Annotated in this window: 22 protein-coding genes; 11 read left to right on the top strand and 11 right to left on the bottom strand. The window is 71.7% G+C overall.

The annotated features are described in order from the left end of the window. Position 1: 1 nt before the first annotated feature. The 4 genes from OG371_RS34095 (at position 2) to OG371_RS34080 (ending at position 4,657) form a co-directional block, all read left to right on the top strand. The gene (locus OG371_RS34095) at positions 2 to 1,534 is read left to right on the top strand and encodes an FG-GAP-like repeat-containing protein (RefSeq protein ID WP_329059770.1); all 1,533 of its coding nucleotides are present in this window, start codon (positions 2 to 4) and stop codon (positions 1,532 to 1,534) included. Positions 1,535 to 1,768: 234 nt separating this feature from the next. After that, entirely contained in the window at positions 1,769 to 2,131 is a 363-nt protein-coding gene (locus tag OG371_RS34090) for an anti-sigma factor antagonist (protein ID WP_329059769.1), read from the top strand. A 90-nt stretch (positions 2,132 to 2,221) separates the two neighbouring features. Next, complete coding sequence (locus OG371_RS34085) at positions 2,222 to 3,253, top strand: DMT family transporter (RefSeq protein ID WP_329059768.1); 1,032 nt, start codon at positions 2,222 to 2,224, stop codon at positions 3,251 to 3,253. Between the two features lie 210 nt (positions 3,254 to 3,463). Further along, positions 3,464 to 4,657 carry a Cmx/CmrA family chloramphenicol efflux MFS transporter gene (locus OG371_RS34080; protein WP_329059767.1) on the top strand — a complete coding sequence of 398 codons (1,194 nt, stop codon included), beginning with the start codon at positions 3,464 to 3,466 and terminating at the stop codon, positions 4,655 to 4,657. Between the two features lie 32 nt (positions 4,658 to 4,689). Here the strand turns inward: OG371_RS34080 and OG371_RS34075 are convergent, their stop codons facing one another. Together OG371_RS34075 and OG371_RS34070 are read right to left on the bottom strand one after the other, a co-directional pair. Continuing rightward, entirely contained in the window at positions 4,690 to 5,853 is a 1,164-nt protein-coding gene (locus OG371_RS34075) for an SPFH domain-containing protein (RefSeq protein WP_329059766.1), read from the bottom strand. 16 nt (positions 5,854 to 5,869) lie between these two features. Next, positions 5,870 to 6,109: a hypothetical protein gene (locus OG371_RS34070; protein WP_329059765.1), complete on the bottom strand. Its 240-nt coding sequence runs from the start codon at positions 6,107 to 6,109 to the stop codon at positions 5,870 to 5,872. A 281-nt stretch (positions 6,110 to 6,390) separates the two neighbouring features. Between OG371_RS34070 and OG371_RS34065 the strand changes: the two genes are divergently transcribed. Then, the gene (locus tag OG371_RS34065; RefSeq protein WP_329059764.1) at positions 6,391 to 6,870 is read left to right on the top strand and encodes an STAS domain-containing protein; all 480 of its coding nucleotides are present in this window, start codon (positions 6,391 to 6,393) and stop codon (positions 6,868 to 6,870) included. Between the two features lie 143 nt (positions 6,871 to 7,013). Next, positions 7,014 to 8,081, top strand: coding sequence for a fatty acid desaturase family protein (locus OG371_RS34060; RefSeq protein ID WP_329059763.1), 1,068 nt, complete (start codon positions 7,014 to 7,016; stop codon positions 8,079 to 8,081). A gap of 4 nt (positions 8,082 to 8,085) precedes the next feature. Here OG371_RS34060 and OG371_RS34055 read toward each other — a convergent pair whose 3' ends face one another. Beyond that, positions 8,086 to 10,017 carry a S9 family peptidase gene (locus OG371_RS34055; RefSeq protein WP_329059762.1) on the bottom strand — a complete coding sequence of 644 codons (1,932 nt, stop codon included), beginning with the start codon at positions 10,015 to 10,017 and terminating at the stop codon, positions 8,086 to 8,088. A 129-nt stretch (positions 10,018 to 10,146) separates the two neighbouring features. Between OG371_RS34055 and OG371_RS34050 the strand changes: the two genes are divergently transcribed. Continuing rightward, positions 10,147 to 11,097 carry an alpha/beta hydrolase gene (locus OG371_RS34050; protein WP_329059761.1) on the top strand — a complete coding sequence of 317 codons (951 nt, stop codon included), beginning with the start codon at positions 10,147 to 10,149 and terminating at the stop codon, positions 11,095 to 11,097. A gap of 61 nt (positions 11,098 to 11,158) precedes the next feature. On the opposite strand, the gene OG371_RS34045 is transcribed toward OG371_RS34050, so the two are convergent. Both OG371_RS34045 and OG371_RS34040 read right to left on the bottom strand, forming a co-directional pair. After that, positions 11,159 to 12,274, bottom strand: coding sequence for a PucR family transcriptional regulator (locus OG371_RS34045; RefSeq protein ID WP_329059760.1), 1,116 nt, complete (start codon positions 12,272 to 12,274; stop codon positions 11,159 to 11,161). Positions 12,275 to 12,341: 67 nt separating this feature from the next. Then, the gene (locus OG371_RS34040) at positions 12,342 to 13,184 is read right to left on the bottom strand and encodes an ESX secretion-associated protein EspG (protein ID WP_329059759.1); all 843 of its coding nucleotides are present in this window, start codon (positions 13,182 to 13,184) and stop codon (positions 12,342 to 12,344) included. Positions 13,185 to 13,377: 193 nt separating this feature from the next. Here OG371_RS34040 and OG371_RS34035 point away from each other — a divergent pair, with 193 nt between their 5' ends. Continuing rightward, complete coding sequence (locus tag OG371_RS34035; RefSeq protein ID WP_329059758.1) at positions 13,378 to 13,806, top strand: cupin domain-containing protein; 429 nt, start codon at positions 13,378 to 13,380, stop codon at positions 13,804 to 13,806. 6 nt (positions 13,807 to 13,812) lie between these two features. Here OG371_RS34035 and OG371_RS34030 read toward each other — a convergent pair whose 3' ends face one another. From OG371_RS34030 to OG371_RS34020, 3 genes are read right to left on the bottom strand one after another with little or no spacing between them, the layout of a single operon-like run. Next, a complete protein-coding gene (locus OG371_RS34030) occupies positions 13,813 to 14,736 on the bottom strand; it encodes a CPBP family intramembrane glutamic endopeptidase (RefSeq protein WP_329059757.1) in 924 nt (307 codons plus the stop codon). A gap of 43 nt (positions 14,737 to 14,779) precedes the next feature. Continuing rightward, on the bottom strand, positions 14,780 to 17,287 hold the full coding sequence (locus OG371_RS34025; RefSeq protein WP_329059756.1) for an ABC transporter permease: 2,508 nt from the start codon (positions 17,285 to 17,287) through the stop codon (positions 14,780 to 14,782). 5 nt (positions 17,288 to 17,292) lie between these two features. Continuing rightward, positions 17,293 to 18,045, bottom strand: a complete 753-nt coding sequence (locus tag OG371_RS34020; protein ID WP_329059755.1) for an ABC transporter ATP-binding protein — start codon at positions 18,043 to 18,045, stop codon at positions 17,293 to 17,295. Positions 18,046 to 18,214: 169 nt separating this feature from the next. Here OG371_RS34020 and OG371_RS34015 point away from each other — a divergent pair, with 169 nt between their 5' ends. Both OG371_RS34015 and OG371_RS34010 read left to right on the top strand, forming a co-directional pair. After that, the gene (locus OG371_RS34015) at positions 18,215 to 19,426 is read left to right on the top strand and encodes a sensor histidine kinase (RefSeq protein ID WP_329059754.1); all 1,212 of its coding nucleotides are present in this window, start codon (positions 18,215 to 18,217) and stop codon (positions 19,424 to 19,426) included. Then, a complete protein-coding gene (locus OG371_RS34010; protein ID WP_329059753.1) occupies positions 19,417 to 20,052 on the top strand; it encodes a response regulator transcription factor in 636 nt (211 codons plus the stop codon). Before OG371_RS34015 ends, OG371_RS34010 begins: the two co-directional genes overlap by 10 nt. 4 nt (positions 20,053 to 20,056) lie before the next feature. On the opposite strand, the gene OG371_RS34005 is transcribed toward OG371_RS34010, so the two are convergent. The 3 genes from OG371_RS34005 to OG371_RS33995 all read right to left on the bottom strand — a co-directional run bounded on the left by OG371_RS34005 (position 20,057) and on the right by OG371_RS33995 (position 23,266). Further along, positions 20,057 to 21,226 (bottom strand): DUF4185 domain-containing protein, encoded by a 1,170-nt coding sequence (locus tag OG371_RS34005; RefSeq protein WP_329059752.1) that lies wholly within the window; start codon positions 21,224 to 21,226, stop codon positions 20,057 to 20,059. Between the two features lie 18 nt (positions 21,227 to 21,244). Next, positions 21,245 to 22,732: an arabinofuranosidase catalytic domain-containing protein gene (locus OG371_RS34000; RefSeq protein WP_329059751.1), complete on the bottom strand. Its 1,488-nt coding sequence runs from the start codon at positions 22,730 to 22,732 to the stop codon at positions 21,245 to 21,247. Between the two features lie 114 nt (positions 22,733 to 22,846). Then, on the bottom strand, positions 22,847 to 23,266 hold the full coding sequence (locus OG371_RS33995; protein WP_329059750.1) for a hypothetical protein: 420 nt from the start codon (positions 23,264 to 23,266) through the stop codon (positions 22,847 to 22,849). Between the two features lie 375 nt (positions 23,267 to 23,641). Here OG371_RS33995 and OG371_RS33990 point away from each other — a divergent pair, with 375 nt between their 5' ends. Continuing rightward, the gene (locus OG371_RS33990; protein ID WP_329059749.1) at positions 23,642 to 26,425 is read left to right on the top strand and encodes a ricin-type beta-trefoil lectin domain protein; all 2,784 of its coding nucleotides are present in this window, start codon (positions 23,642 to 23,644) and stop codon (positions 26,423 to 26,425) included. The last annotated feature ends 38 nt before the right edge of the window (positions 26,426 to 26,463 follow it).

Below are 26,463 nucleotides of genomic sequence, written 5' to 3'. Positions count from 1 at the left end.
GATGCGCCGCCTGCTGACGCTCGCCGCCGTCGTGCTGGCCGGGCTCGCCGCGGTGGTCGTCCCGGCCGGCGCGGCGGCGCTCGCGCCCGTCGTCCGGGTCATGCCGCTGGGCGACTCGATCACCTGGGGCGTGGGGAGTGCGACGAATTCGTCGTACCGCGCTCCACTGTGGACGATGATCGGCGGGCAGTCGCGCTACGCCGCGCGGTTCGTCGGGAGCCAGGCGTCCGGCAGCCTGGTCGCGCCCGCGAACGAGGGGCACAGCGGTTACACGATCGACGAGATCGCCGCCGGGATCGACGGCTGGGTGGCCGACGCCCGGCCCGACGTCGTGCTGCTGCACCTCGGGATCAATGACCTCAACCGGGGCATCGACCTGCCCGGCGCGCCGGACCGCCTGCGGGCGCTGCTCGACCGGATCTTCACCGACCATCCTGGCGTCGCGGTGCTCGTGCTGGGGCTGATCCCGACCACGCCGGGGCTGCAGGGCCAGGTCGCGGCGTTCAACAGCCGGGTCAAGGGGTTCCAGGCGGCCGAACAGCAGGCGGGCCACCAGATGCGGTACGTCGACCCGCCCGCGCTGACCTCGGCCGAGATGGCCGACGGGCTGCACCCGGACGACGCCGGTTACCTGCGGATGGCGCAGAGCCTCTACGGCGCGCTGGACCAGGCCTGGACCGACGGTGTGGTCACCGGCCGTCCCCCGCTGGCGGCGGGCACCGAGGCGGGCGGCTCGGGCAAGGTGCGCTGGGCGGACTTCGACGGTGACGGCCGCGCCGACTACCTCACCGTCGCCAGCAACGGCGAGGTTTCGGCCTACCTCAACCGCGGCGGCGACGGGCACGGCGGCTGGGACGTGCTCGGCCCGGTCACGTCCGGGACCACCACGGACCCGTCGCGGGTGCGGTTCGCCGATTTCGACGGAGATGGCCGAGTTGACTACGTGACGATTGCCGACAACGGCGCCGTCTCGGTGCGGCTGAACCGCGGCGGCGACGGTCATGGCGGCTGGACCGATCTCGGCCAAGTCGCCACCGGGACCACCACGGACGTTTCCCGGGTGCGGTTCGCCGACTTCGACGGCGACGGCCGCACCGACTACCTGACGATCGCCGACAACGGCGCCGTCTCCGTGTACCTCAACCGCGGCGGCGACGGTCACGGCGGCTGGATCGGGCTCGGCCAGGTGGCCACCGGCACCACCACCGACCCGTCCCGCGTGCGGTTCGCCGATCTCGACGGCGACGGCCGCGCCGATTACCTGACGATCGCCGACAACGGCGCCGTCACCCTGTACCTGAACCGCGGCGGCGACGGCCACGGCGCCTGGATCCCCTACGGCCAGGTCGCAACCGGCCTCACCACGACCGCCGACCGCGTAAGCCTGGCCGACGCGACCGGCGACGGCAGCGCGGACTACGTCTTCGGCGACCCCGACACCAACGCGGCGACCCTGTATTCCTGGTCCGGCGGCGACGGCCACGGCGGCTGGATCGACCAGGGCAGGATCGCGAGTGGGGTGCCGATCGGCTGAACCTGCCGTGGCAACGGCAGCGCCGACTGCCTCATCGGCGACCCCGACACAGCCACCTTGTACTCCTGGCACGGCGGCGACAGCCACCGCGGCTGGAACGACCAGGGCCGCATCGTCAGCGGGATGGCGATCGGCTGAATCTCCCGCCACGGCACAGCCCGGCTACCAGCGCTGGCGCGGTGAGGCCGTAGGCTGGTTTCCTCGGCCGCCGTTCCGGCCCAGGAGGCCGTCACGATGGAGAGCACCGAACCCCCGCTGTTGCGCCTTTCCGGCGAACGGCTCGGCACCACCTGGCTGGTGCACGCCGTCGGCGAGGTCGACGTGTCCACGGCGCCGCTGCTGCGGGCGGAGGCCGCGCCCGACGGGCCCGCCCCGGCGTTGCTGATCCTCGAGTTCACCGGCGTGACGTTCCTGGACTCCGCCGGGCTGACCGTGCTCGTCCAGCTCGAGGAGTGGTGCCGCGAGCGGGCGGCCGCGTTCAAGATCGTCACCCAGAACCGTGCGGTGCTGCGCGTCCTGCAGATCTCCGCGCTCGACCGGGTACTCACCATCGTCGCCACCCTCGACGACGCGCTGCCGGCCGGGCGACACGGCTGAACTGTCCGATGTGGACTATGTAGTCCGGCTTAACGGTGGTGAAGCAGTTCGCGCTTGTCGCCGTCGTCCGGCGCGGGCAGGGTTTTTCTCATGACACAAGGAAAACGGGCCTGGGCGGTGGCCCGGGTGGCGGTGCTGGCCCTGGTGTGGGGGTCGACGTTCCTCTGGATCGAGCTGGCGCTGGCCGCGTTCTCGCCGGCGCAGGTGACCTTCCTGCGGTGCGCGCTGGGTGCGGTGACGCTGATCGTCGCGTCCGCGGTCGGGCGGCGACGGCTGCCGCGCGGGTGGCGGATCTGGGGGCACCTGGTCGTGGCCGCGTTCTTCTGCAACGCGCTGCCCTTTTTCCTGTTCAGCGTGGGCCAGGAGACCGTCGGCTCGGGCGTGGCCGGCGTGCTCAGCGCGACGACGCCGCTGTGGTCCCTGCTGATCGGCCTGTTCCTGGGCTCGGAACGCCGCCTGCGCCCGGCGCGCTTGACCGGGCTGCTGCTCGGCTTCGCCGGGACGGTCCTGATCTTCGCCCCGTGGGCATCAGCCGGGACGGCCGGCTGGGGCTGGCTGGCCCTGTGCGCCGCGGCCACCAGTTACGCGGTCGGCTTCGCTTACATGGGACGGCATCTGGTCGGCCGGGGCGTGCCGACGCTGTCCCTGTCGTCAGCCCAGCTCACCGCCGCGACGGGTTTGTCCGCACTGGCCTTGCCGACTGGCTTCACGCCGATCCGGCTCACGGTGGTGGGTTTGGTCGCCATCGTCGCGCTGGGGGTGTTCGCCACGGGGCTCACTTTTCACCTCACGTACCGCATCATCGCGGACGAAGGCGCCACCAACGCCGCGACGGTTGGTTATCTGCTGCCGGTGGTGTCCGTGGCGCTGGGCGCGATCGTGCTTCATGAGGCGATCGGGTTGCGGGCTGGGGTCGGGATGGCGGTGGTGCTGGCCGGGGTCGCGTTGACTCGGTTGCGTCGGGAGGTGGCTGCGGTTTCGGCGGACTCGGTTGTCGCGGCGGGCTCTCCGGACCCGATGGACTCGGCGGCCACGGCAACAGTGCACCGCGACGGAGCAGTGAAATCCGGTTGCGCGGCGACCGGCGACGGTGAGTACCGTGGGCGCCATGTCGAGCCCTGAGGCGGACACGGTGGGGGCTTTCGGTCACGCCGTCAGCCCCCTGAACCACTGACAGTCCCCTGCCGGGGAGTGCACGCCGCTCCCCCGCCACGGGACCGATAACTGCGCCCTGAACCACTGACACCCCTTGGCGGGTTCGGTGCGAGCGCTCAGGGGTGCTGACCGCGGTGACGAGACGCCTGGTCGTTCTCTCTCACCTCGGAGCCTTTGATGCCATTTTCCCTCTACCTCCTCGCTGTAGCCGTCTTCGCGATGGGCACTTCGGAATTCATGCTCGCCGGATTGGTGCCGGACATCGCCAACGGGCTTGGTGTGCCGATCGGCACTGCCGGGCTGCTGACCTCGGCTTTTGCGATCGGCATGGCCGTCGGTGCGCCGTTGACGGCCGCACTCGCGCGACGGTGGCCCGCCCGTGCCTCGCTGCTCGGTTTCGTCCTGGTGTTCGCCGCGGCTCATCTCGCGGGCGCTGTCACGACGAGCTTTCCGGCGCTGCTGGTCACCCGCGTCGTCGCCGCGCTGGCGAACGCCGGTTTCCTGGCGGCGGCCCTGACTGCCGCGGCCGCACTGGTCGCCCCGGACCGGAAGGGACGGGCATTGGCGATCCTGCTCGCCGGGACAACAGTGGCCACCATCGCGGGCGTCCCCGGCGGCGCGGTCCTCGGCACTTTGCTCGGCTGGCGGGCCACCTTCTGGGCGATCGCGATCCTGTGCCTGCCCGCGGCTTTCGGTGTGGTGAAAGGGTTTCCTGCCAACGCAGCCCCAGAACTGGGAGCCGGCCACATTCAACCGCCGAAACCCCAGTCACCAGAACAAAAACCAGCACCCTCGCTACGAGCCGAGATCCGCCAGCTGGCCAACCCCCGCCTGGCCCTCACCATGGTCCTCGGCGCGCTCGTCAACGCAGCCACCTTCGCGACGTTCACCTTCCTGGCCCCGATCGTCACCGGCACGGCCGGGCTGGCCGAACCCTGGGTGCCGGTCGCGCTGGTGCTCTTCGGGCTCGGGTCGTTCGCCGGGGTCACCGGGGCGGGGCGGTTGTCCGATCGGCGGCCCGGCCTGGTGATCGCGGTGGGTGGGCCGTTGCTGTTGCTCGGCTGGCTCACCATGGCCGCGCTGGCCGCCGGCCCGGTTGCCTTGCTGGCCCTGGTGTTCGTCCAAGGAGCGCTGTCGTTCGCGTTGGGCAGCACGCTGATCGCCAGAGTGCTGTACGAATCCGCGGGCGCGCCGACCATGGCCGGCTCATACGCCACCGCGGCGCTCAACGTCGGCGCGGCGGGCGGGCCGGCCATCGCGGCGGGCGTGCTCGGAGCCGGGAGTGGTGATCTCGGTCCGGTTTGGACCAGCGCTGCTCTGGTCGCGGTCGCGCTGCTCGTCGCCGTGGCGCTCCGGCGAAGCGACCGCTGAAGGCCACCGCAAGCGCGGTGGCCTTCAGAAAATCAGCGCTCGATCGCGGGCTTGCTCTGATCCGAAGCGGCGTGGTTGTCCGCCGGGGCCGACGGCTCCGCGTCGCCCGAAGACGGGCGGCCGATGCCGGCCTTGACCGAGTCCAGGATCGCCATGCCCTGGCTGACCAGTCCGGCGGCGATCTCGCCGAGGCCGTCCGCTCCATTGAGGACAGTCACCTGCGCGCCGCTGAGGCCGCGCGCCGCCTCCTTGACGATCTCCGGCAGCTGCTCGATCACCAGGCGGTCGAGCGCGACGCGGTTGTGCGACGCGGCGGCCGCGGCCTTGATCTCCATCGCTTCGGCGTCCGCGCGGGCCATCACGCGCACCTGCTCCGCCTGCGCCTCGGCCGGGCGGACGACCTCGGTCACCAGCTGTTGCTGACGCAGCAGGGCTTCGCGCTGGGCGAGTTCGGTACGGGCGTTGATCACCTCGCGCTGCGCGGTCGCCTCGGCCAGCGGGCCGGCCTGGGCGGCCTCGGCCTGCGCCTTGTCCACCTCGGCCTTGTACTGCGCCTGCACGACGGCGGTCTTGCGCGAGTACTCCGCCTGCCGCCGGTGCGACTCCTGCGCCGCCTCGGCCGCGGCCTGGTCGGCGCGCGCCTGGGCGATCTGCGCCTCGCGCTGGATGGCGGCGTTGTGCGGCGCGGCCATCGCGGCGATGTAGCCGAGCTTCATGTCGTCGATCGACTGGATCTGCAGCGAGTCGATGGTGAGGCCGATCTTCGCCATCTCCGCGGCCGAGCCGTCGAGCACCTCGGTGGCCAGCTTCTGCCGCTCGGTGACGATCTCCTCCACCGTCATCGACCCGACGATCGAGCGCAGGTGCCCGGCGAAGATCCGCCCGGTCAGCACCGACATCTGCCCCTGGTCCGAAAGGAACCGCTGGCCGGCGTTGACGATGCTCTCGGTGTCGTTGCCGACCTTGAACGCGATGACCGCGCGGACGTTCAGCGTGATCGCCTGCTTGGTCACGCAGGTCTCCGACACCTCCGCCTCGGCCATGCTCAACGTCAGGAACCGGACCTTGCGGAAGAACGGCATGATGAACGCGCCGTGCCCGGTGACCACGCGGAACGGCCCCTCACCCGAACTCCCGCGCTTGCCGCCGGAGATCAGCATCGCCTCGTCGGGCGCGGGCACTCGGTATCCGAACATCTTCGTTCTCTCCTAGCTACGGGGTGAAGGGTTCCGTCCAAGCCACGACGTCGACGGCGCGGTGCGGGCGCTGCTCGACGACCAGCACGGTCGTCCCCTTCGGGAGTGGTACTTCGGAGTAGGCCCGGTAGGTTTCGGTGCCGCCGCGGATCTTGAGCAGCACTTCACCGGGACCGTCTCCGCCGCGGGTACCCACGAGCAGGACGCCGGTCCGCCCCTCCGGCGACGCCCCCTCCGGGGTGTCCGGCCAGCTCACCGACGCCCCCGGATTCCGGCAAACCCACCCAGATCGGCCCGTCCGGCCGACGTGTCCCTCATGACCACCCCTCGGCATGGTCGCCGACGGCGACTACCCCGTTCAGCATCGTCCTGGTGCCCCGCCGGGGCAAGTCACGAAACCGGCCCGGCGCGGACGGCTTACACTTGATTTCCGTCACCATGACCCCAGTCCCTGGCCGTGACCGCTCCAGCCAGGAGGTCCCGATGACCGTCGTGCACCACAGACCGGTGAATCGCAGATCGTCAACCCACGAAACAGTGCCCTCGAAGGTCGCCCCGCCGCCCGAGCCCGGGCACGCCGAGCGGGTCGCGACCGTGGCCACCAGGATCAGCCCGGGGACGGTGACCGTCACGGTGGCGGGCCGGCTCGACGAGGCCGGTGACGCCGCTGTGGCCGAACAACTCGCCGAAGCGCGAAAACTCTGCTGGAGCCTGCTAGTGGTCGACCTGACCGCCTGCGAAGGCCTCGGCGAGGCGTCGCTGGCCGCGCTGCGTGAGGCCGGGGAAAACGCCGCGGCCGAGGGTTTCCGGTTGTCCGTCGCGGCGGTCGAACCCGGGATCCGCGCGGCGCTCGGCGCGTTGCCCCTCCGGGACAAACCGGCTGGAACGCCCGGGGTGGCCGTCCACGTCTCCGTCAGCCGGGAGCACGAAAGCCGTGGTGACCCTGCCCACCCGAGGCACAGTTACCCGTTTGCCGAGCCCGGCCGGCCGGGGCAGCGGCTACCCTCGGCGGTCTGAGCGTCCGCGGACCCGCCGACGACGTCCCGCGCCGCGCGCGACATTGAAGCCCCTTTTTCCGGCAACGCCGCCCGGGGATCCGCCCTTTCCCTTCCGCCGTGCTGCCACGGCGTGCCCACCTCGCTCCACCCGAGGAGACGCTTATGACGATGACCACCGCCCAGCTCGGCCCCTCGCTCATCGACGAGATGGGCGAGGAACTCGACGCGCTGCGCCAGCGGGTCGTCGACGACCTCGGCGCCGTCGACGCCGACTACATCCGCAAGGTGATCGCGGTGCAGCGGCTGTGCGAGGTGTCCGGCCGCGTCCTGCTGTTCGCCGGCTGGTTCCCGCCCGCGTGGCTCGGCGGGGTCGCCGCCCTGTCGGTGTCGAAGATCCTCGACAACATGGAGATCGGCCACAACGTCCTGCACGGCCAGTACGACTGGATGAAGGACCCCGCGCTCAACTCGCAGACCTTCGAATGGGACATGGTCTGCCCGAGCGGCCAGTGGCGCCGCTCGCACAACTTCATGCACCACACGTACACCAACATCCTCGACAAGGACCGCGACGTCGGCTACGGCATCCTCCGCATCACCGAGGACCAGCCGTGGCACCCGTACTACCTCGGCAACCCGGTCTACGCCGCGGCGCAGGCGCTGTTCTTCGAGTACGGCATCATGCTGCACGACCTGGAAGCCGACCGGATCGTGCAAGGCGAGCGGGGCTGGTCCGACGTCCGGCCGCTGCTCGGGCCGATGCTGCGCAAGGTGGCCGGCCAGGCGGGCAAGGACTACCTGCTCTACCCGGCCCTGACCGGGCCGCTGGCGCCGCTCACGCTGGCGGCGAACGTCAGCGCGAACCTGGTGCGCAACCTGTGGGCGTTCTCGATCATCTTCTGCGGCCACTTCCCCGACGGCGCCGAGGTGTTCACCGAGGAGCAGGCCGAGGACGAGAGCCGCGGCGGCTGGTACCTGCGCCAGATGGTCGGCTCGGCCAACATCAGCGGCAGCCCGCTTTTCCACCTGCTGTCGGGAAATCTCAGCCACCAGATCGAGCACCACCTGTTCCCGGACATCCCGTCGCGGCGCTACCCGCAGATCGCCGGCGAGGTCCGCGCGATCTGCGAGAAGTACGGGCTGCCGTACAACACCGGCTCGCTGTCGAAGCAGCTCGGTTCGGTGGTGCGCAAGATCTTCCGGCTCGCGCTGCCGGGCAAGAACTCCTGAGCCCTCAGGGCAGGTTCTCCACCTCGACCGGCTCGATGACCTCTCCCGCGGGCAGCGGGAAACCGAAGATCTGGCTGTAGAAGCTGAGTTCCGCGTCGAGCGAGCGGTGCAGGGTCTCCGCCCGGCGGAAGCCGTGCTGCTCGCCTTCGAACAGCAGGTACGCGACCGGGACCTTCCGCGCGCGCAGGGCGTCGACGATCAGCTCGGACTGGTTCGGCGGCACCACCGGGTCGTCGGCGCCCTGCAGCACCAGCAGCGGCCGGGCGAACGCGTCGACCCGGTGGATCGGCGAGCGGTCCACGTACACCTCGCGGGCCTCGGGGTACGGGCCGATCAGCCGGTCCAGGTAGCGGCTTTCGAACTTGTGCGTGTCGGCGGCCAGCGCCTCGAGGTCGGCGATGCCGAACATGTCGGTGCCGGCGGCGAACGGCGTGTCCTCGCGCACCAGCGCGGCCAGCACGGTGTACCCGCCCGCGGAGCCGCCGCGGATCAGCAGCTTCTCCCCGTCGACGCGCCCCTCGGCCGCGAGCCAGCGGGCGGCCGCCAGGCAGTCGGCCACGTCGAGCACGCCCCAGGTGCCGCGCAGCTCGTCGCGGTACGCGCGGCCGAACCCGGTCGAGCCCGCGTAGTTGACGTCCACCACGGCGAACCCGCGGCTGGTCCAGTACTGCACGCCGAGCGACAGCACGGGGGCCGCGCTCGCCGTCGGTCCACCGTGGACGATCACGATCAGCGGCGGCCGGCTGCCCTCGGGCCCGGCGTGGGCCGGGTTCGCCGGCGGGTAGAACAGCGCGTGCGAAACCCTTTCGCCGGAAGGGAAATCGATCGCCTCGGGCACGGACAGGTAGCCCGGGTCGATGCCCGTGTCACGGGGTTCGCGCAGGGTCCGGACCGCTCCCTCCGCCGTGACGGCGTAGACCCCCGGCTCCGTGGTCGGCGAGCCGGCGAGCACCACGACCTCGCCGGTCCCGGTGGCCCGGACCGCGCGGATCACGGTGAACGGCAGGCCGAGCTCGGTCACGGTGCCGTCGGCGGCCGCGACCGCGAGGCCGTCCAGGCCGCCGCTCCAGCGGGCGAAAACCGTGCGGCCGTCCGGCAGCGTGGCGTACCGGGCCGGGCCCAGCGCCGAGCCCGCGACGCCGATCTCGGCGTCCAGCACCACGGCCGGCTCCACCCCGCCGCCGGGCGTCCAGCGGTACAGGTTCCACCAGCCGGTGCGGTCGGAGATGAACTGCAGCGTGCCGTCAGGCAGCCAGCGGGGCTCCGTGACGGACTCGCCGGGGCCGCCCGCGACCACCGTGTCCTCGCCGGTGCCGAGGTCCCGCACGGTCAGCACGGTGTCGTCCCACGGCATGGCCGGGTGATCCCACGAAATCCAGGCGAGCCGGCGCCCGTCCGGGGAAAACCGCGGCGCGGCAACGAAATCGGGGCCGCTCACCAGGACGCCCGACGACCCGTCCGGGTGAAGTTCGACCAGTTCGTTGCGGACGTCGGCGGCTCCCCCGCCGCCGGCCGGATGCCGTTCGCGGACCACGACCAGGCGGGTGCCGTCCGGGCTGAAGCCGCCGTCGGCGTACCGGTCGCCGCGCGGCACCTGGGGCTCGGGGGTCAGCGCTTCGGGCTCGCCGCCGTCGAGGCGGTACAGGCGCTGGTCGCGCCAGTTCGCGAACCAGACGACGCCGTCGCGGACCCACCAGTCGCCGCCGCCGTACTCGTGCACGGACGTGCGCGCGTCGAAGCCCTCGGGCAGCAGCTCGGTGAGGGTCCCGTCGGCGGCGCGGCGGACCAGCTGGACCCGGCCGCCCTCTTCGGGACGCGCCTCCGACCAGACGACCGCGTCGCCGTCGGCCCGCACATCCGTCACGCGCGCCGCCGACCGGGTGATCAGCTCCGCCGTGATCGGCGTGGCCCAGGAACCGAACTCAGAGATCTCCACCGCCCCACGCTATCGGGCCGGACGCGCGGATGTCGGCCGCGGGGGCCCGGCCCGGCGACGCTCGTCGGGTACGCCCGGCCGCCCGTACGGCCAGAATGGACGGCAGGACGACTTCAAGGAGGAAGCCCGATGGCCTACGCACTCGACCCGGAGCTCGCCGCGGCGATTCCGATGATCCCCGAGCAGGACTTCTCCGACCTGCCCGCGGCCCGCCTGCGCATGAAGGAGCTGCTCGCGTCGATGGGCGGCGAGATCGACGCCACCGGCGTCACCGTGCGCGAGGAGCAGGTACCCGGACCGGACGGCGCGCCGGACGTGCGCGTGCTCGTCTACACCCCGGACCGGATCACGACCCCGTCCCTGCTCTTCGACGTGCACGGCGGCGGCTTCATCGTCGGCGACGCGGAAATGGGCAATGAGGGCAACATCGGGCTGGCGCGCGACCTCGGTGTCGTCGTGGTTTCGGTGGACTACCGCCTCGCGCCCGAAGCGCCTTACCCGTCCGGGCTCGAAGACTGTTACGCGGCGCTGGTGTGGGCCGCCAAGAACGCCGGTGACCTGGGGATCGACCCGGAGCGCATCGTCATCCACGGCGTCAGCGCCGGTGGTGGGCTGTGTGCCGCGCTGGCCCTGCTGGCGCGCGACCGCGGCGGCCCGGCGATCGCGTTCCAGTTCCTGGGTGTGCCGGAGATCGACGACCGGCTGGAGACGCCGAGCATGCGCAAGTTCGTCGACACCCCGCTGTGGAACCGGCCGCGCGCGGAATTCAGCTGGGACTCCTACCTCGGCCCGGGCGTCCGCGGCACCGAAGGCGTCCCGGTGCACGCTGCGCCGGGCCGCGCGACGGACCTGACCGGGCTGCCGCCGGCCTACATTTCGGTGATGGAATTCGACCCGCTGCGGGATGAGGGCATCGCGTACGCGCAGGGTCTGCTGGCCGCCGGGGTCACCACTGAGCTGCACCTGTTCCCGGGCACCTTCCACGGCTCGGGCCTGATGAAACACGCGACGATCTCGCGTCGTGAAGCCGCCGAAGCGAAGGCCGTGCTGGCCCGGGCTTTGGGCGCCGAGCTGGTCTAGCGGCCGTTAAGGACTCCTTGCCTGCCTTGAGGGGAGGAGTCCTCAACGGCTTTTCGGCGGGTCAGCCGCGGGCGGCCAGACGGCGGGCGAGCAAGGCCAGCCGGGCGCGGAAGCGGTCGCCGGGGTCATCGAGGCGCAACCCCAGGGCGTCCTCCACGTGGGCGAGCCGGCCGGCGACCGAGCTGTGGTGGCGGTGCAGCGCGAGGGCCGCTTGGCGCAGGGATCCCGTGCGGCAGAAGGCTTCCAGCGTGGCGACGTCGGCGGCGCCGGCCGGGGTGGCGGCCAGGTCGTCGAGGGCGCGGACGTCGGATTGGGCGCGCAGGCGCTCCGGCGGGAGTTCGGCCAGCAGGGTCAGGGAGCCGAGTTCGTCGTGGACGATCACCGGTTCCGCGCCGGGGACGGCGAAGCGCTCGGCCAGTCGTGCTTGCAGCCAGGAGCGGCGGGCTTCGAGGCCGTCGACGGGGTCGCCGACGCCGACGCGGACCGAGCCCGTCGCGCTGCGTTCGCGCGCTCGTTCGGCCAGCGCGGCTCGCAGTGACGTGACGACGGCGCCCGCGCCTTCACGCGGTTGGAGCAGGACGGCCGCGACGTCGCCGACCACCGCCACCCGAGCTGTCGGGAGGGCTCCGCCGCGGGCCATCAGCGCGACGGCCGCCGCGCCTGGGTCGCCGCCGTCTTCGGTGCCGACGGCGACTACGCGCAGCGCTTTGCCCGCGGCCAGGCCGAGCAGCACCAGCGCCCGTGCGCGGTCCTCGTCTGCGGCCTGCTCGCCCAGCACGAGCTCGACCAGCGCGGGATCGGCCAGGTGGGGCGCGGCCGCCGCGGGGCCGGGACGGGCGAGCAGCCGCGCGGCGATCGCGAACCGCTCCAGGACGAGGTCGTCGAGGGGGCCGGGCGCCGGGCGCTCCAACCAGACGCGGCCGCCGGGTTCCACCGCCGAGGACACCGCGGTCGGCGGCTCCGGTTCGGCCGGGACCGTGCCGTCCGGGCCGAAGCGCAGGTCGGACCCGTTTTCGTGACGCAGCCCGGCCGGGCACTCCGCCAGCGCCGCCGCCGAACGCACCAGGTCCGGCAGGCTCGCCCGGTGCGCGACCAGCTCGTCGAAGTACGCGATCACCCGCACTGCGGCCTCCGCATCGGCATCGACGGCGGACAGTCGCAGGAGCAGCCCCTTCATAGCCTCCAGCCTAGCCGCGCCGGCGCGGTTCGTCCGGTGCCGGCCGCGATCAGTCCACAGTAGAGCGTCAGTAGACCGCGGAAATCGCCTGCTGCACCGCACGGGCCACGCCCGCGCGGCCGGCCGGTACGTAGTTCGCGCTCAGTTCGCCGGAGTGGCCGGTGGTGGTGTGGACGAGGTAGCGGCCGTCCTCGGTGTCCAGCCAGCTCATCGGGTCGCCGGTGCGAAGCTCGCCGAAACGGCCTCGGCCGGTGGTCAGGATGTGGCCGCCGCCCAGGCGGGGGGCGGCCAGCACCTGCTGCAGCACGTCGCCGCCGGGTTGCTCGCCCTGTCGGGCCCGGGCCCGGCCGGAGCGGGTCTTGACGATGCGGAGGCTGCCGAACGCGTCGGTCTCGTCCTTGTCCTCGGCGGCCTCGGCGCGGCGCCGCGCCGTCATCGCCGACACCTCCTGCGGGGCCTCCCGGTGCACCGTCTGCGCGGGGGTGGTCGCCGCGCGGGCCGCGGGCAGCACGCCGGTGATGACCTCCACCAGGTCCTCGTCCGGGAACAGCGAGAAGGTCAGCTCGTCCGAACGCGGGTCCTGCGTGATGCCGAGTGCCTGGCGCCCGTCGGTCAGCGCGAGCACCGACAGGTCGGAGCCGAGGCCGTCGACCCCGGTCACCGCCACCGCCACGCGCGATTCGGCGAGCAGCCCGAACGCGGTGCGCACGGCCGGGTGCAGCTCGCCCTGCACGGACAGCCGCCGCTCCTCCATGCTCCGGTAGACCTGCGTCGCGACGCGCACGAACCGCACCGGGTCCGCGGGCACCGTGCCGATCCGCAACGGGAACTGCCGGATGTCGCCGCCGGTCGCCTGGCCGACCACCAGCGCCTCGACCACGTCGAGCGTGAACTCGAACCTGTCCGCCATGTCCGCCTAGCACCCTTCCCGAGCCGGATCCCCAGCACCAACATGCCATCGCCGGACACGGTTGGGGAGCGCCGCGCCGTTTCATGTCCGAAAGGCCCGTCCCCGCTTCCCGGTCGCGCTCGCCCGGGCGCCCGCCCGCCGATCCGGGGATGATGGCGGGCGCCCACCCGCATCGAGCAGACGAGGAAGGCCCATGACCGACCACTGGCACCAGCCGCTGCGGCACATCCGCGGCGCCGACCTGACCGGCGACACCACCCAGACCAGCGGGATGCGCCGGCTCGAGGCGATCTCGGGCAAGTCCGTCGGCTCTCGGAAGGTGTGGATGGGAGAGACCCACGTCGCGCCCGGCACCAACTCCGGCGACCACCACCACGGCGAGGCCGAGACCGCGATCTACGTCAAGTCCGGCCACCCGGTCTTCGTCTTCGCCGACGGCGACGAGGAGATCCGGCTGGAGACCGGGCCCGGCGACTACGTGTTCGTGCCGCCGTACGTCCCGCACCGCGAGGAGAACCCGACCGGCGAGCCCGCTGTGGTGGTCATCGCCCGCAGCAGCCAGGAGGGCGTGGTGGTGAACCTGCCCAGCCTGTGGGCCCCGGTCGACGTCCCGGAGGAGTAGCCCGGCCTACAGTCCACTGTGGACAGCAGTTGGCTGCCCCCGGTACCCGAGCCGTCCCTTGGTCGAGATCAGCAGCACGGCGGCGACCACACTGGCGGTGATCAGCTGGATGTGGGCCGCGCCGCGCGCGTCGACCGTCGGGAAGATCTCCGCCCAGGCGACCGAGAAGAAGTTGTTGACGCTGGTGTGCAGCAGCATGGCCAGCGGCAGGCTCTCCCCGGTGCGGTTGAACACCCAGGTCATGACCAGGCTGAACACCATGGCGGTGGCGATGAACTCGACCGGCTGCACCCAGTCGACGTGCGGCCAGCCGCCCCATTCGCTCAGGAACAGCGGCAGGTGCCAGGCGCCCCACAGCGGGCCGAGGATCAGGGTGCCGCGCAGCGCGCCGAACCGCGGCTGCAGGTGGGGCAGCGCGAAATCGCGCCAGCCCGGCTCTTCGGCGAGGCCCGTCGTGATCATCTGGAAGACCAGTGCGGGCACGTAGGCGATCAGCACCGCCGCCGCCGGCAGGTGGACGTTCGCCAGGCCGCCCGCGAACGGAATGCTCACCACGGTCAGCGAAAGCGGCACGCCGAGCAGGACCCCCACGTACCAGCGCCAGTTCACCCGCCACTTCAGCAGCCGGCCGGCCCACCGCCGGATCCCGGCCGGGCCCTCGGCGACCCGGGTGACGATGAACGCCGCCAGGATCGGGCCGAGGTAGGCGCCGGGCAGCACGCCGAAGACCTGCGTCGTGCCGAGCACGACCGGGAACCGGAACGGCAGCACGCCCAGCCCGTTGCCGGACAGCACGTACGGGGTCCAGGCGAGCCAGCTCAACCCGAACGCCAGCACGAAGAAACTCGTCAGCCGGCGCCGGCCGATGAGGCCGCGCAGACCGGTCGGCGCGAGGCGGGCTTCGGCGCCCACTTGGCCGGGAACCATCATCACAGCGTCCTTTCCAGGGAACTCGTCTGTCTACAGAGGACTGTCATTCGCCGGTGCGCAGGGCGGCCATCGGGGCCGGGCGCAGGGCGAAGCGGGTCGGGATGGCGATCGACGCCCAGCCGAGCAGCGCGGCCACACCGGCGATCGCGAGGTAGACCAGGGGCGGCACGGTGGGCATCGGGGACCCGGTCAGGCTGACGCTGACCCCGAGCAGTGGCGGGAGCGCGGCGAGGGAGCCGAGCACCACCGAAGCCACGACCACAACCCCCGCTTCACGGCGCATCATCGCCCGCACCTGGCGGGGTTTCGCGCCGACCAGGCGCAGCAGCGCGAACTCGCGGACCCGCGCCGCCGTGGCCAGCACCAGGATGTTGACCACCGCGATCGCGATGAACCCGAGCAGTACCAGGTTGAGCAGCAGCACGACGGTCGACTGCCCGTTCGCCGCGGTGTCCTGGCCGCCGGCGAACGCGTCGCGGCCCGAAACGCGGACTTCGGGGTGCGCCGCGAGCGCCGAATGCAGGCCGGTGTCCAGTGCGGCGTCGGCGGTGCCGGGCGTCTTCGCGACCAGGATTTCCGTGTCCAGCCGGGAAGTGGTGTGCGCGACGACCAGGTCGTGCGGCAGTGCCAGGTCGCCGAAGCCGAGCCCGCTGCCGTAGACCGCGACCACCCGCGCGGGGTGCGGGGTGCCGTCGCCGAGGCGCAGGTCGAGGGTCCCGCCGACGTCGACGCCGTAGGTGTCGGCCGCGAACTGGCTCACCGCCACCGTGTCGCCGGTCAGCCCGGCCAGGTCACCGCGGCGGACGTCCAGGTTCAGCACGTCGCGCAGGCCGTCCGGGGTGACGCCCAGCGCGCTCGCGGGCTCGATCGTCTCGTCCCCGAACTGCCGGTAGGTCACCTGCACGCCGGTCCGCGCCACCGGGACCGCCGCCGCGACGCCGGCCGCGGTCCGCACAGCACCGGCGACGGCGGGCGAGACGCCGTTCTCGGCGACGAGCACCCGGTCCGCGACCAGGCCGGTTTCGGCCTGGTGCTGGGCGGCGCCCGCCGTGGTGGTCGAGGTGAAGATCTGCACCGCGGCCAGCGCCACGCCCATGATCAACGGTGTGGTCGCCGAGCCGAGCCGGCGGGCGTGGGCCCGGGTGTTGGCGCCGGCCAGGTAACCCGCGGCGCCGCGGCCGAGGCCCACTCCGCGGAACAGCCCGGCGGTCGCGGTCAGCAGCCGCGGGCCGAGCAGCGCCACCGCGATCACCAGCAGCAGCACCGAGCCCGCCGCGCCGCCGGTCGCGGCCGGACCGGCCAGCACCAGCGGCAAGACCCCGCCGGCCAGCACGCCCGCGACGACCAGCAGCCAGCCGGCGATCAGCCGTCCCCGGCCGAGCCGCGGCGGTTCCACGGCCGCCTCGCCCAGCGCCGCGATGGGACTGATCCGCGCCGCCCGGCGGGCCGCGACCAGCCCGGCGCCCAGCGCGGTGAGCACACAGGCGGCGACCGCGGCCAGGATCGGCAGCGGGCCGTAGGCGAACCGGAACCCGGCCGGGACCACGCCCAGGTCCGCCAGCTCGTTGCGCAGCACCAGGCTCAGCCCGAGGCCGAACGGCGCGCCGAGCACCGACGCCACGGCCGAAACCAGCACCGCTTCGGCGCCGATCAGGCGGCGCAGCTGGCGCGGGGTCGCCGCGATCGCCCGCAGCAGGGCGAACTGGCGGCGCCGCTGCTGCACGGCCAGCCCGAGCGTGCCGGCCACCACCAGCAGCACGATCATCAGCATGGTGCCGCCGAACGAGGCGGCGATCAGGACCAGGAACGAGCGCGCCGCGCCCACGTCCAGGAATTCGGCGTCCGCGCGGTCGTTCCCGACGGCGGCGACCACCCCGGGCACGGCCGCCTGGATCCGCGTGGCGAGCTCGTCCGCGTCGACGCCCGGCTGGGCGAGCACGCCGACGGCGTCCACCTGGTCCGGGCGGCCGGCGAGCCGCCGCGCCCGTTCGTCGGTGAGGAACGCCGTTCCCGAACCCGCGGCGGTGGTGCCGACGACCCGGAACCGGGTGGCGACCGAGCCGACCTCGATGTCGACGGTGTCGCCGGTGCGCACCGAGGCCGCGGCGTCGAGCACCACTTCGTCCGCAGCGGCGGGAGCGCGCCCGTCGGCCAAGGCAATCGGCCCGAACCCGGTGGCGGACCAGCCGTGCACGCTCAACGGCGTGGTGCCGCTCGCCGTGCGCAACCCGGCCCGCACGCTGACGTCCCCGATCGCCGAGCGGACCCCGGGCACCTTCCCGATCACTTCGGCGTCCGACGCCGGGAGCGGGACCCGCTCGGAAAACCGTTGCGCCATCCCGTCTTTGTCGGTCACCGACTGCGGCGCGGTGACTACCACCGGGACCGCGGCGTAACGCTCGGGCGCGATGCCGGCGCGCTGGCCCGAATCGATCAGCACCCCGCACACCGTGATCAGGGCCGAGCCGAAGAACACCGCGACGAACGCCGCCGCGAAGCCCGCGCGGTGCGCGCGGATCATCTGCCAGGACAAGGGGAACAGAGCGAACACGTCCGTCACCACTCCCCGAGGTGCGTCATGCGCTCGGCGATCTGCTCGGGCGAACACCGCTCCAGCTCGCCCACGAGCTGCCCGTCCGCGAGGAACACGACCTTGTCGGCGAACGAGGCCGCCACCGGGTCGTGCGTGACCATCAGCGCGGTCTGCCCCCACCGGTCCACGGCGTGGCGCAGCGCCAGCAGCACCTGCCGGGCCGTGCGGGTGTCGAGCGCGCCGGTCGGCTCGTCCAGGAGCATCACGTCCGGCCGGGTGATCAGCGCGCGGGCGATCGCGACACGCTGCTGCTGGCCGCCCGAGAGCTTGCCGGGCCGCCGGTCCAGCGGCACGTCGAGCCCGACCGAGCGCACCACCTCGGCCAGGAACTCCGGCTCGAACGGCCGGTTCGCCAGCCGCAGCGGCAACAGGATGTTCTGCTCGACGGTGAGCGCGTCCAGCAGGTTGTAGGCCTGGAACACGAACCCGATCCGCTGCCGGCGCAGCTCGGTCAGCTCGGCCTCGCGGCGGCCGGTCAGCTCGGTGTCCCCGAGCAGGACCCGGCCCGCGGTCGGCCGGTCGAGGCCGGCCGCGCAGTGCAGGAAGGTGCTCTTGCCCGAGCCGGACGGGCCCATCACGGCGGTGAAACTCCCGCGCCGCAAGGCAATCGACACCCCGTTCAGCGCGTGCACGGCGGTGTCGCCGCTGCCGTAGGTCTTGCGCACGGATTCCATCCGCACCGCGATGGTGAGGGAGTCCCCCAGTGTCCTGCTCATCTTCGTTTTCCTTCCCCGTCAGCCGGTGATTCCGACGCTAAGAGGGGAAGGGTTGGCGCACAGCGGCTCCTGCACCCCGAACGGTGGTGTAGCCAGCTACACCCCCGCCGGGGTGCCCGGTAGAGTCCGCCCCCGTCACCGCACGTCAAGCGGGCACCCGGGGAGCGAGATGAGAACTGCGATCAAGCGCAGCGCAGACGCGACGAGGGTGCTCTTCGGCGGCCTGGGGACCGCCGTGCCCGCGATCCTCGGCCTCGCCTTCACCCCGCTGCTCCTGCTGGCCATTGTGGTCTACCCCGGCGCGCTGGCCCCGGTGCGATGGCTGGCCGAGGCCGAGCGCAAGCGGGTCCGGCCGCTGCTGGGCCACGACGTGCCCCGGCCGTACCGGCAGCTCGACGGCGGCCACTGGCGGCGGGTCCGGACCGCGTTGACCGATCCGGCCGCCTGGCGCGATCTGGCCTGGCTGTTCGGGCACAGCATCGCCGGCCTGTTCGTCGGGGTGACCGCGGTCGCGCTCTGGCCCTCGATCCCGTACAGCTTCACCATGCCGCTGTGGTGGCAGCTGCTGCCGCCGGGCACGGTCACCGCGGTCATCGAGGTGCGGACCTGGCCGGAGGCGCTGACCTGGCCGTTCGTGCAGACCGCGGGGTACGTGGCCCTGCTCTGGTGGCTCATCCCGCTCGCCGCCCGCGGCCAGGTCCGGTTCGCCGGGACGCTGCTGCGCCCGACCGAGCGGGCCCGGCTGGAGCAGCAGGTCGAGCGGCTGACCGAAACCCGCACCGAGGCGCTGGAATCGCACGGCGCGGAGCTGCGCCGCATCGAACGCGATCTGCACGACGGCGTCCAGGCCCAATTGGTGTCGGTCGCCGTGCGGCTGGGCCTCGCCGAGCGCGCGCTGCGGGCCGAGCCGACGGCCGCGTTGTCGTTGCTGCAGGACGCGCGCAGCGGGATCGAGGACTCGCTCGGGCACCTGCGAGGCGTCATCCGTGGCATCTACCCGCCGATCCTCGCCGACCGGGGGCTGGGCGGCGCCGTGCACGCGCTCGCGGGCGGGCAGCGGATCCCGGTGTCGGTGTCCATTCCGGACGATCTGCCGCGCCCGCCGGCGCCGGTGGAGGCCGCGGCGTACTTCGTCGTCGCCGAGTCGCTGACGAACGTGACCAAGCACAGCACCGCCGGGCACGCCGAGGTGACTGTGGACGGTGACGGGGCGCAGCTGCGCATCGTCGTGCGCGACGACGGGCAGGGCGGCGCGGACCCGGATTCGGGCTCGGGCCTGGTCGGCATCCGGCGCCGCGTCGCCGCGCTGGACGGCAGCGCGCACATCACCAGCCCGGCCGACGGGGGAACCACGATCGAGGTGCGGCTGCCATGCGGATAGTGATCGCCGAGGACAACACGTTGCTGCGCGAGGGAATCGTGCTCCTGGTCAAGAGCGCCGGGCACGAGGTCGCCGGGGTGGCCGGCAGCGGGCCGGAGATCGTGCCCGCGCTGCTGAAGCACCGGCCCGACATCGCCGTGCTGGACGTCCGGATGCCCCCGTCCTTCCGCGACGAGGGCCTGCGCGCCGCCGTCGAGGCCCGCAAGCAGCTGCCCGGGTTGCCGGTCCTGGTGCTCTCGCAGTACGTCGAGCAGGCGTACGCCACCGAGCTGCTGGCGACCGGCGCCAACGGGACCGGCTACCTGCTCAAGGACCGGATCGGCCGCGTCGAGGAATTCCTGGACGCACTGGAGCGCGTGGCCGCGGGCGGCACGGCGCTCGACCCGGAGGTCGTCACCCAGCTGATGAACCGCCACGACCCGCTGGACTCGCTGACCGCGCGCGAACACGAAGTGCTGCAGCTGATGGCGGAGGGGCACGAAAACCTCGCCATCGCCCGGCGCCTGGTCGTGACCGAGCGCGCGGTGACCAAGCACATCGGGAACATCTTCCGCAAACTCGGCCTGCCCGCCGGCGACAGCGGCCACCGGCGGGTGCTGGCTGTGCTGGCGTACGTGAATTCCTGAGCGCTCACTGCCAGTGGACGCGGGCGGTGTAGATCACGTTGGAATCGGTCCAGGTGACCAGGATCGTGGCGCCGGAGGGGTCGTACTCCGGGTGCGGCGCGATGGCGTAACGGAGTCCGCAGCTGCCGCCCGGGCAGGTGGACGCGATCGTGACCGGGGTGGTCCACGGGCCTTCGAGGTTGGGCGCGGTCGACACCATGATGTCGCTGTAGCCCACATTCGCGCCGGCCACGTACATCCAGGTGTTGTAGTGATTGCTCCAGAACGCGTTGGACTGGCCGATTTCGCCGTTCGGGAAGATGGCCAACGCGTCCGACAGCACCACGGTGCCGAACGCGCCGCTGAGACTGAACCGCCGCGGTGTCCACACCTTCGCGGACTGGTCCCAGTATTCGTAGGCGGACACGTCGGTCGCGTTCGCCGCGGTGGCGCGGGCCAAGTACACGTTGTTGGAGAACGGCGCAGGCCCGTGGCCGTAGACGTAGACCTTGCCGTCGAGCGGGTTGTAGGTGACCCCGTTGTCGCCCCACCACGGTTCGGTCGGGCCCCACATCGTGTCACTCGTGCGGGTTGCGATCGGGCCGTACGGGCCGATGCCGACCGTCGCCACGCCTGCGCCGACGATGCCCTGCCCGTTCGAACCGCGGTCGTTCTTCAGGTACCAGACCAGCCCCTGGCCGGGCGCGTACTCGATCACGTTCGTGCCGCCCATGCCGTAGCGGCCCAGGCCGCCGTTGGCGTTTTCCGCGTCGTTGAGCGGGATCCACTCGGTCGGCCCGGACGAGTCGGCCCGGTCGTACACCCGCAGCGGGTTCGCCGAGTCGCCGAGCCCGACGCTGTCGGAGGCCACCAGCGCGTAACCGCCGTTGCCGTCCGGGAGCAGGGTGTCGCCGAACGTCCACACAGACTGTCCATTCAGGACGCCGGAGAAGCCGAGATCCCGGGCCACCTCGGTGCCGTAGTCCTGTCGCCCCAGGTATTCCACGCTGGCGGGTTTCGCCGGTAGGACGCCAGGGCCGGTCGTCTGCCCGGGCACCGGGTAGACGAACCCGCCGGTGTCCGCCGGGGCCGGTCCGCCCGGCGCGGCCGCGGCCAGGCCGAGGGGCGAAACCACTGCTCCGGCCGTGGCTCCCGCGGCCAAGGCCACGAAACGGCGGCGAGGCATCTTGTCCATGCGCTTTTCCCTCCGGCGTCAGGAACCGCTGTGCAGGGTGAACTGCTGGTTGGCGCCACCGGTGCAGGTCCAGATCTCGAGCTGCGTGCCGTTGGCCGTGTTGCCGCCCGGATCGTCCAGGCAGAGACCGGACCGCGGGTTGAGCAGCGAGCCGTCCGGCTGCGGCTGCCACTCCTGGTTGCCGCCGCCGGTGCAGTCCCACAGCTCGACGAGCGCGCCGGAAGCCGTGCTGTTGCCGGTGATGTCGAGGCAGCGGCCGATGGTGCTCAGCGAGCCGTTCGGCTGGTGCGTCCAGTACTGGTCCTCCGCGTAGCTCTGGCAGTTCCACAGCTGGACGGCGGTCCCGTTGACGCCGGTGTCGTCACCGGCCGCGTCGACGCACTGCCCGCCCGGGCCGGAGATGGTCCCCTGCGGGCCGTTGGGGACGTTCGTCTGACCGGAGTAGCCGACCGAGGCGACGTTCGCCGCCACCGCGTTCTCCGTGGCGTCGCCCGGGAAGCCGGCGACCATCACGCCCTCGAAGAAGGTGCCCATGTTCCAGTTGCTGTTGTCCCCGCCGATGCCCAGGATGATGCCGCCCTCCTGCTGCATCGGCCGGTAGCCGCCGCGGTTCGGCAACGCGCCGTTCCACCAGGTCGACAGGCCGCCGGACTGGGAATCGCCGCCCTGGAGGGAATAGGTGGTCTGGCCGTCGTTCCGGAGCATGGCGGTGACGTACGGGCTGCTGTTGCCGGTGTTCGCGGTATTGGAGCCGTCGGCGCCTTGAAACATGCCGTTCTCCATGTCGGCCTCGACCCACGGGCCGGCGCCGCTGCACGGCTGGAAGTAACAGGTGGTCGCGATGCTGACCGCGTCCATGTGCCCGTTGCCGTTGTCGGCGGGGCTGCTCTCGGCGTTGCCGTAGTCGAAGCAGCAGTTGCTGCCGACATGGGTGCCGCTGGCCACCATGTACGCGCCTTCGGGCGCGCCGTTGGTCGCGACGCCCTTCGCGACGCCGTTGTACCGGTAGCCGACGCCGGGTGAGGTCCAGACGCCGTAGACCTTGTTACCGCCCGCCGTCACCGCCAGCTCGCTCGCGTCGGCGCCGCGGTCCGCCGCGTTGTTCGCCGTGCCGCCCGGCGCCGGGGTGAGGTCGCTGTGGTTGGCGGTCTGGTCGTAGATCTTGGTGATCTGACAGGTGGTGCCGGCGCAGAACGCATCCTGGGCCGCCGCGTCGGCGTACCCGCCGGCCGACAGGAGCCCGATGTCCTGCGCCGCCCCGTCCGAGGCCCGCGTGACCTGATAAAGCGGCCCGTTGTAGGCGGCGAACACGGCCCTCGTCGTGCTGTGCGCCGCCACGCACGGCGTGCCCGCCGACGCGTAGATGTCACACGGCAGCGTCGAATCGGCCGGAGCCGCGACGGCGGCCGGTCCTGCTCCCCCGACGGAGAAGGCGGCGCACAGCAAGATCGCGCCGAGTACGGACAGGTACTTTCGTGCACCAACACGACCCGAACGAACAGTCACGCCGACCTCTCCCTCGTTGGCTCACCCAGCCGGAAACGCACGCGCGCAGGATTCAGCGCTATCAGAATCGTCGAATAAAAGCCCGGGAATACCCGCGATTCCCGCTTTTTCCGGTCAGGATATCTGCACCAGATAGAGGTCGGCTTCGCCGGTTCCCTCACCCCCGGCGACATTCACCAGATGACCGCCGGCGGTCAACGGCGTGGCCGCGGTGTGATTGGTGGTGCCGGCCGGGCCACCCGCGGAGCCGAGCCCCACTCCGTCGATCAGCGTGTCGTAGTAGACGATGCCCTTGGTCACGTCGTACTCGATCGCGTAGTTGCCCGCGACCGGCGCGCTGGCCTCGAAATACCCGCTGGCGATGACATGGCCGATCAGCTGCCGGAACTGCGGCTTCGCGGCGACCGAGCTGTGCGCTCCAGTCACTTGCGGGGCTGCCGAGGCCGACCCGGCCGACACGCCCAATGCAGCCGACACCGCGACTCCGCAGATAACCGCGACCGCCGTTTTTCTGCCGATTTTTCGCGCGTTCACAATAGCCCCTCTCCGAATGCCCAAGAAATGACCGCGAGCACGCCTGGAGCCGCACCGCAGGGTCAGGAAGAAAAGGTCGCCGGCCGTTCCGGGACGATGGCGCTCAGTGTGATCTCGGCCCGGTATTCGTGTCAAGCACCCATAACACGGCGACGGTAAGTAAATCGGCACCGGCGGTTTCCGATCCCGGCGGCCGGGGCGTGACGGTTCCGACTGGTCTGTACCAGCACCGACGGCCTCTCAGTCGGGCCGCGAACCCACATCAACCGCCCAGCCGGGGGATGTTTGTCTATGTTTGACCTGTGGGGGTTCTTGACCGTCAAACACACACAACTGCACACTGTTCACCATCCCTCAAGTGGAGGTGGGCCACCGGTGTCCCGTTCACGCAGACTTGCCCCGTTGTGGATCATGGCGCTGCTCGCCGGCGCCCTCTCCTCGACCGCGGCCCCCGTACAGGCCGATCCGGCGAAGGCCGCCGCCACCGAAACGTCCGTGACCGTGGACGGCGGCCAGGGCGGGCGGACGTTCGACGGCATCGGCGCGATCAGCGGCGGTGGCGGGAATTCCCGGCTGCTGACCGAGTATCCGGCCGCCCAGCAGGCGCAGATCCTCGACTACCTGTTCAAGCCTGACTACGGCGCGAACCTGCAGATCCTCAAGGCGGAGATCGGCGGCGACGCCAACTCCACGGACGGCTCCGAGCCGTCGGTCGAGCACGTCAAGGGCCAGGTCAACTGCACCGCCGGCTACGAGTTCTGGCTGATGAAGCAGGCGAAGGCGCGCAACCCGGGCATCAAGCTCTCCGCGCTCGCCTGGGCGGCGCCGGGCTGGATCAACGGCGGGTTCTGGTCGAGCGACACCATCGACTACCTGATCACCTGGCTGGGCTGCGCCAAGCAGAACGGGCTGACCATCGACTACCTCGGCGGCTGGAACGAGCGCGGGCACGACGTGAACTGGTACATCCAGCTGCGCTCGGCCCTGAACAACGCCGGGTACTCGAGCGTGCAGATCGTCGGCGACGACAGCGGCTGGGGCGTCGCCGACGACATGGCGTCCAACCAGGCGTTCAACAACGCGGTGTCCATCATCGGCGCACACTATCCCTGCGAGGGCGGCGACGGCGGCAGCGCGAACAGCTGCTCCAGCACCGATGCCGCGAAGAACAACGGAAAACCCTTGTGGGCCAGTGAAAACGGCTCGATCGACATGAACGCGGGCGCACCGGCGCTGATCCGCTCGATCACCCGCGGCTACGTCGACGCCGACATGACCGCGTACCTGAACTGGCCGCTGCTCGCCGCGATCTACCCCAATCTTCCTTACGCGACAGTGGGTCTGTCCACGGCGAACTCCCCGTGGTCCGGGCACTACAGCGTCGGCGAGAACACCTGGGCCACCGCGCAGGTGACCCAGTTCGCCCAGCCGGGCTGGAAGTTCATCGACTCCGCGTCCGGCCACCTCGGCGGCGCCGAGTCCAACGGCAGCTACGTGACGCTGAAGTCTCCCAACGGCACGGACTACTCGACCGTGCTGGAGACCACCACGGCCACGGCGGCGCAGACCGCGAACTTCACCGTCAAGGGCGGCCTGTCCACCGGCCCGGTGCACGTGTGGGCCACGAACGTGAACCACCCCAGCGCGTCGACGGACTTCATCCACACCCAGGACCTCATGCCGAGCAACGGCTCGTACTCGCTGACCATGCAGCCGGGTTACGCCTACACCGTCACCACGACGACGGGCCAGGGCAAGGGCGCCGCGACCGCGCCCGCCGACCACGCGCTCGCCCTGCCGTACAGCGACAATTTCGACAACGACGCCACGAACACCGAAGCGAAGTACCTGTCCGACATGCAGGGCTCGTACGAGGTGCGGCCCTGCGCGGCCGGGCGGTCCGGCCAGTGCGTGCAGCAGGTCACGCCGGTCAAGCCGATCGAATGGCAGGATGATTCGGACGCCTTCACCCTGGCCGGGGATCCGAGCTGGGCCGACTACACGGTGAGCGCGGACGTCGACCTCCAGCAGGCCGGCACCGCGGAACTGCTCGGGCGGGCCAACACCCAGACCCGGCCGCAGAGCCATCAGGCGGCGTACGAGCTGCGGATCGGCGACAACGGGGCGTGGTCCATCACCAAGAACACCAGCTCCGGAAACCTCACCACGCTGCTCTCGGGCACTCACGCGGCGCCGGGGCTGAACAGCTGGCACAACCTGTCGCTCGGCTTCTCCGGTGACGAGATCACCGCCAAGCTCGACGGCGCCACGCTCGGCACCGTCCACGACAACTCCTATCCCACCGGCCAGGTCGGCCTCGGCGTGGTCGGCTACCAGACCGACCAGTTCGACAACCTGTCGGTGACGCCGAACGCCGCGGGCTCGGTCAGCGGCTTCCTCAAGGACCAGAACTCCGGCCTGTGCGCGGACGTCCCGGCGCTGAGCCAGGCCAACGGCACCGTCGTCGACCTGTGGGACTGCAACGGCGGCGGCAACCAGATCTGGACGTCCACCCCGGCCAAGCAGCTGATGGTCTACGGCACCAAATGCCTCGACACTGCCGGCGGCGCCACCGTCAACGGCACCCAGGCCGTGATCGAGGACTGCTCCGGCAGCGGCAGCCAGCAGTGGACGGTCAAACCGGACGGCTCGGTGGTCAACGCCGCCTCCGGCACCTGCCTGGACGCGACCGGCCAGTCCTACGCGAACGGCACCCCGCTGGAGCTGTGGACCTGCACGGGCGGCGCGAACCAGAAGTGGGCCCGCCGAGATGCCGCGGGCCCACTCAAGGGACAGGATTCGGGCCGGTGCGTGGACGTGCCCGCGGCCAGCCGGGACGACGGCGCCCAGCCCGCGCTGTGGGACTGCTACGGCTCGGACAACCAGACCTGGACGTCCAACCACTCCAACCAGCTGACCGTCTACGACACCAAGTGCCTCGGCCTGATCGGCGGCGCGACCGCGGACGGCACCGGCGTGGAGATCCGGACCTGCGGGACCAGCAACACCCAGCAGTGGCGGGTGCACAGCGACGGGACGGTCGTCAACGTCGCGTCCGGCACCTGCCTGGACGCCAAGAACGCCGGCACGGCCGACAACACGCCGCTGGAGATCTGGACCTGCTCGGGCAACGGCAACCAGAAGTGGGGCCGCGGCTGACCACGATCCGCGGGTAGCCTCCGGTCAGGACAAACGAC

Source organism: Amycolatopsis sp. NBC_01480, from assembly GCF_036227205.1.
In the GTDB taxonomy this organism is placed as follows: Bacteria; Actinomycetota; Actinomycetes; order Mycobacteriales; family Pseudonocardiaceae; genus Amycolatopsis.
The sequence above is the reverse complement of the archived record's forward strand: the minus strand, read 5'-3'. Positions and strand labels throughout refer to the sequence as shown.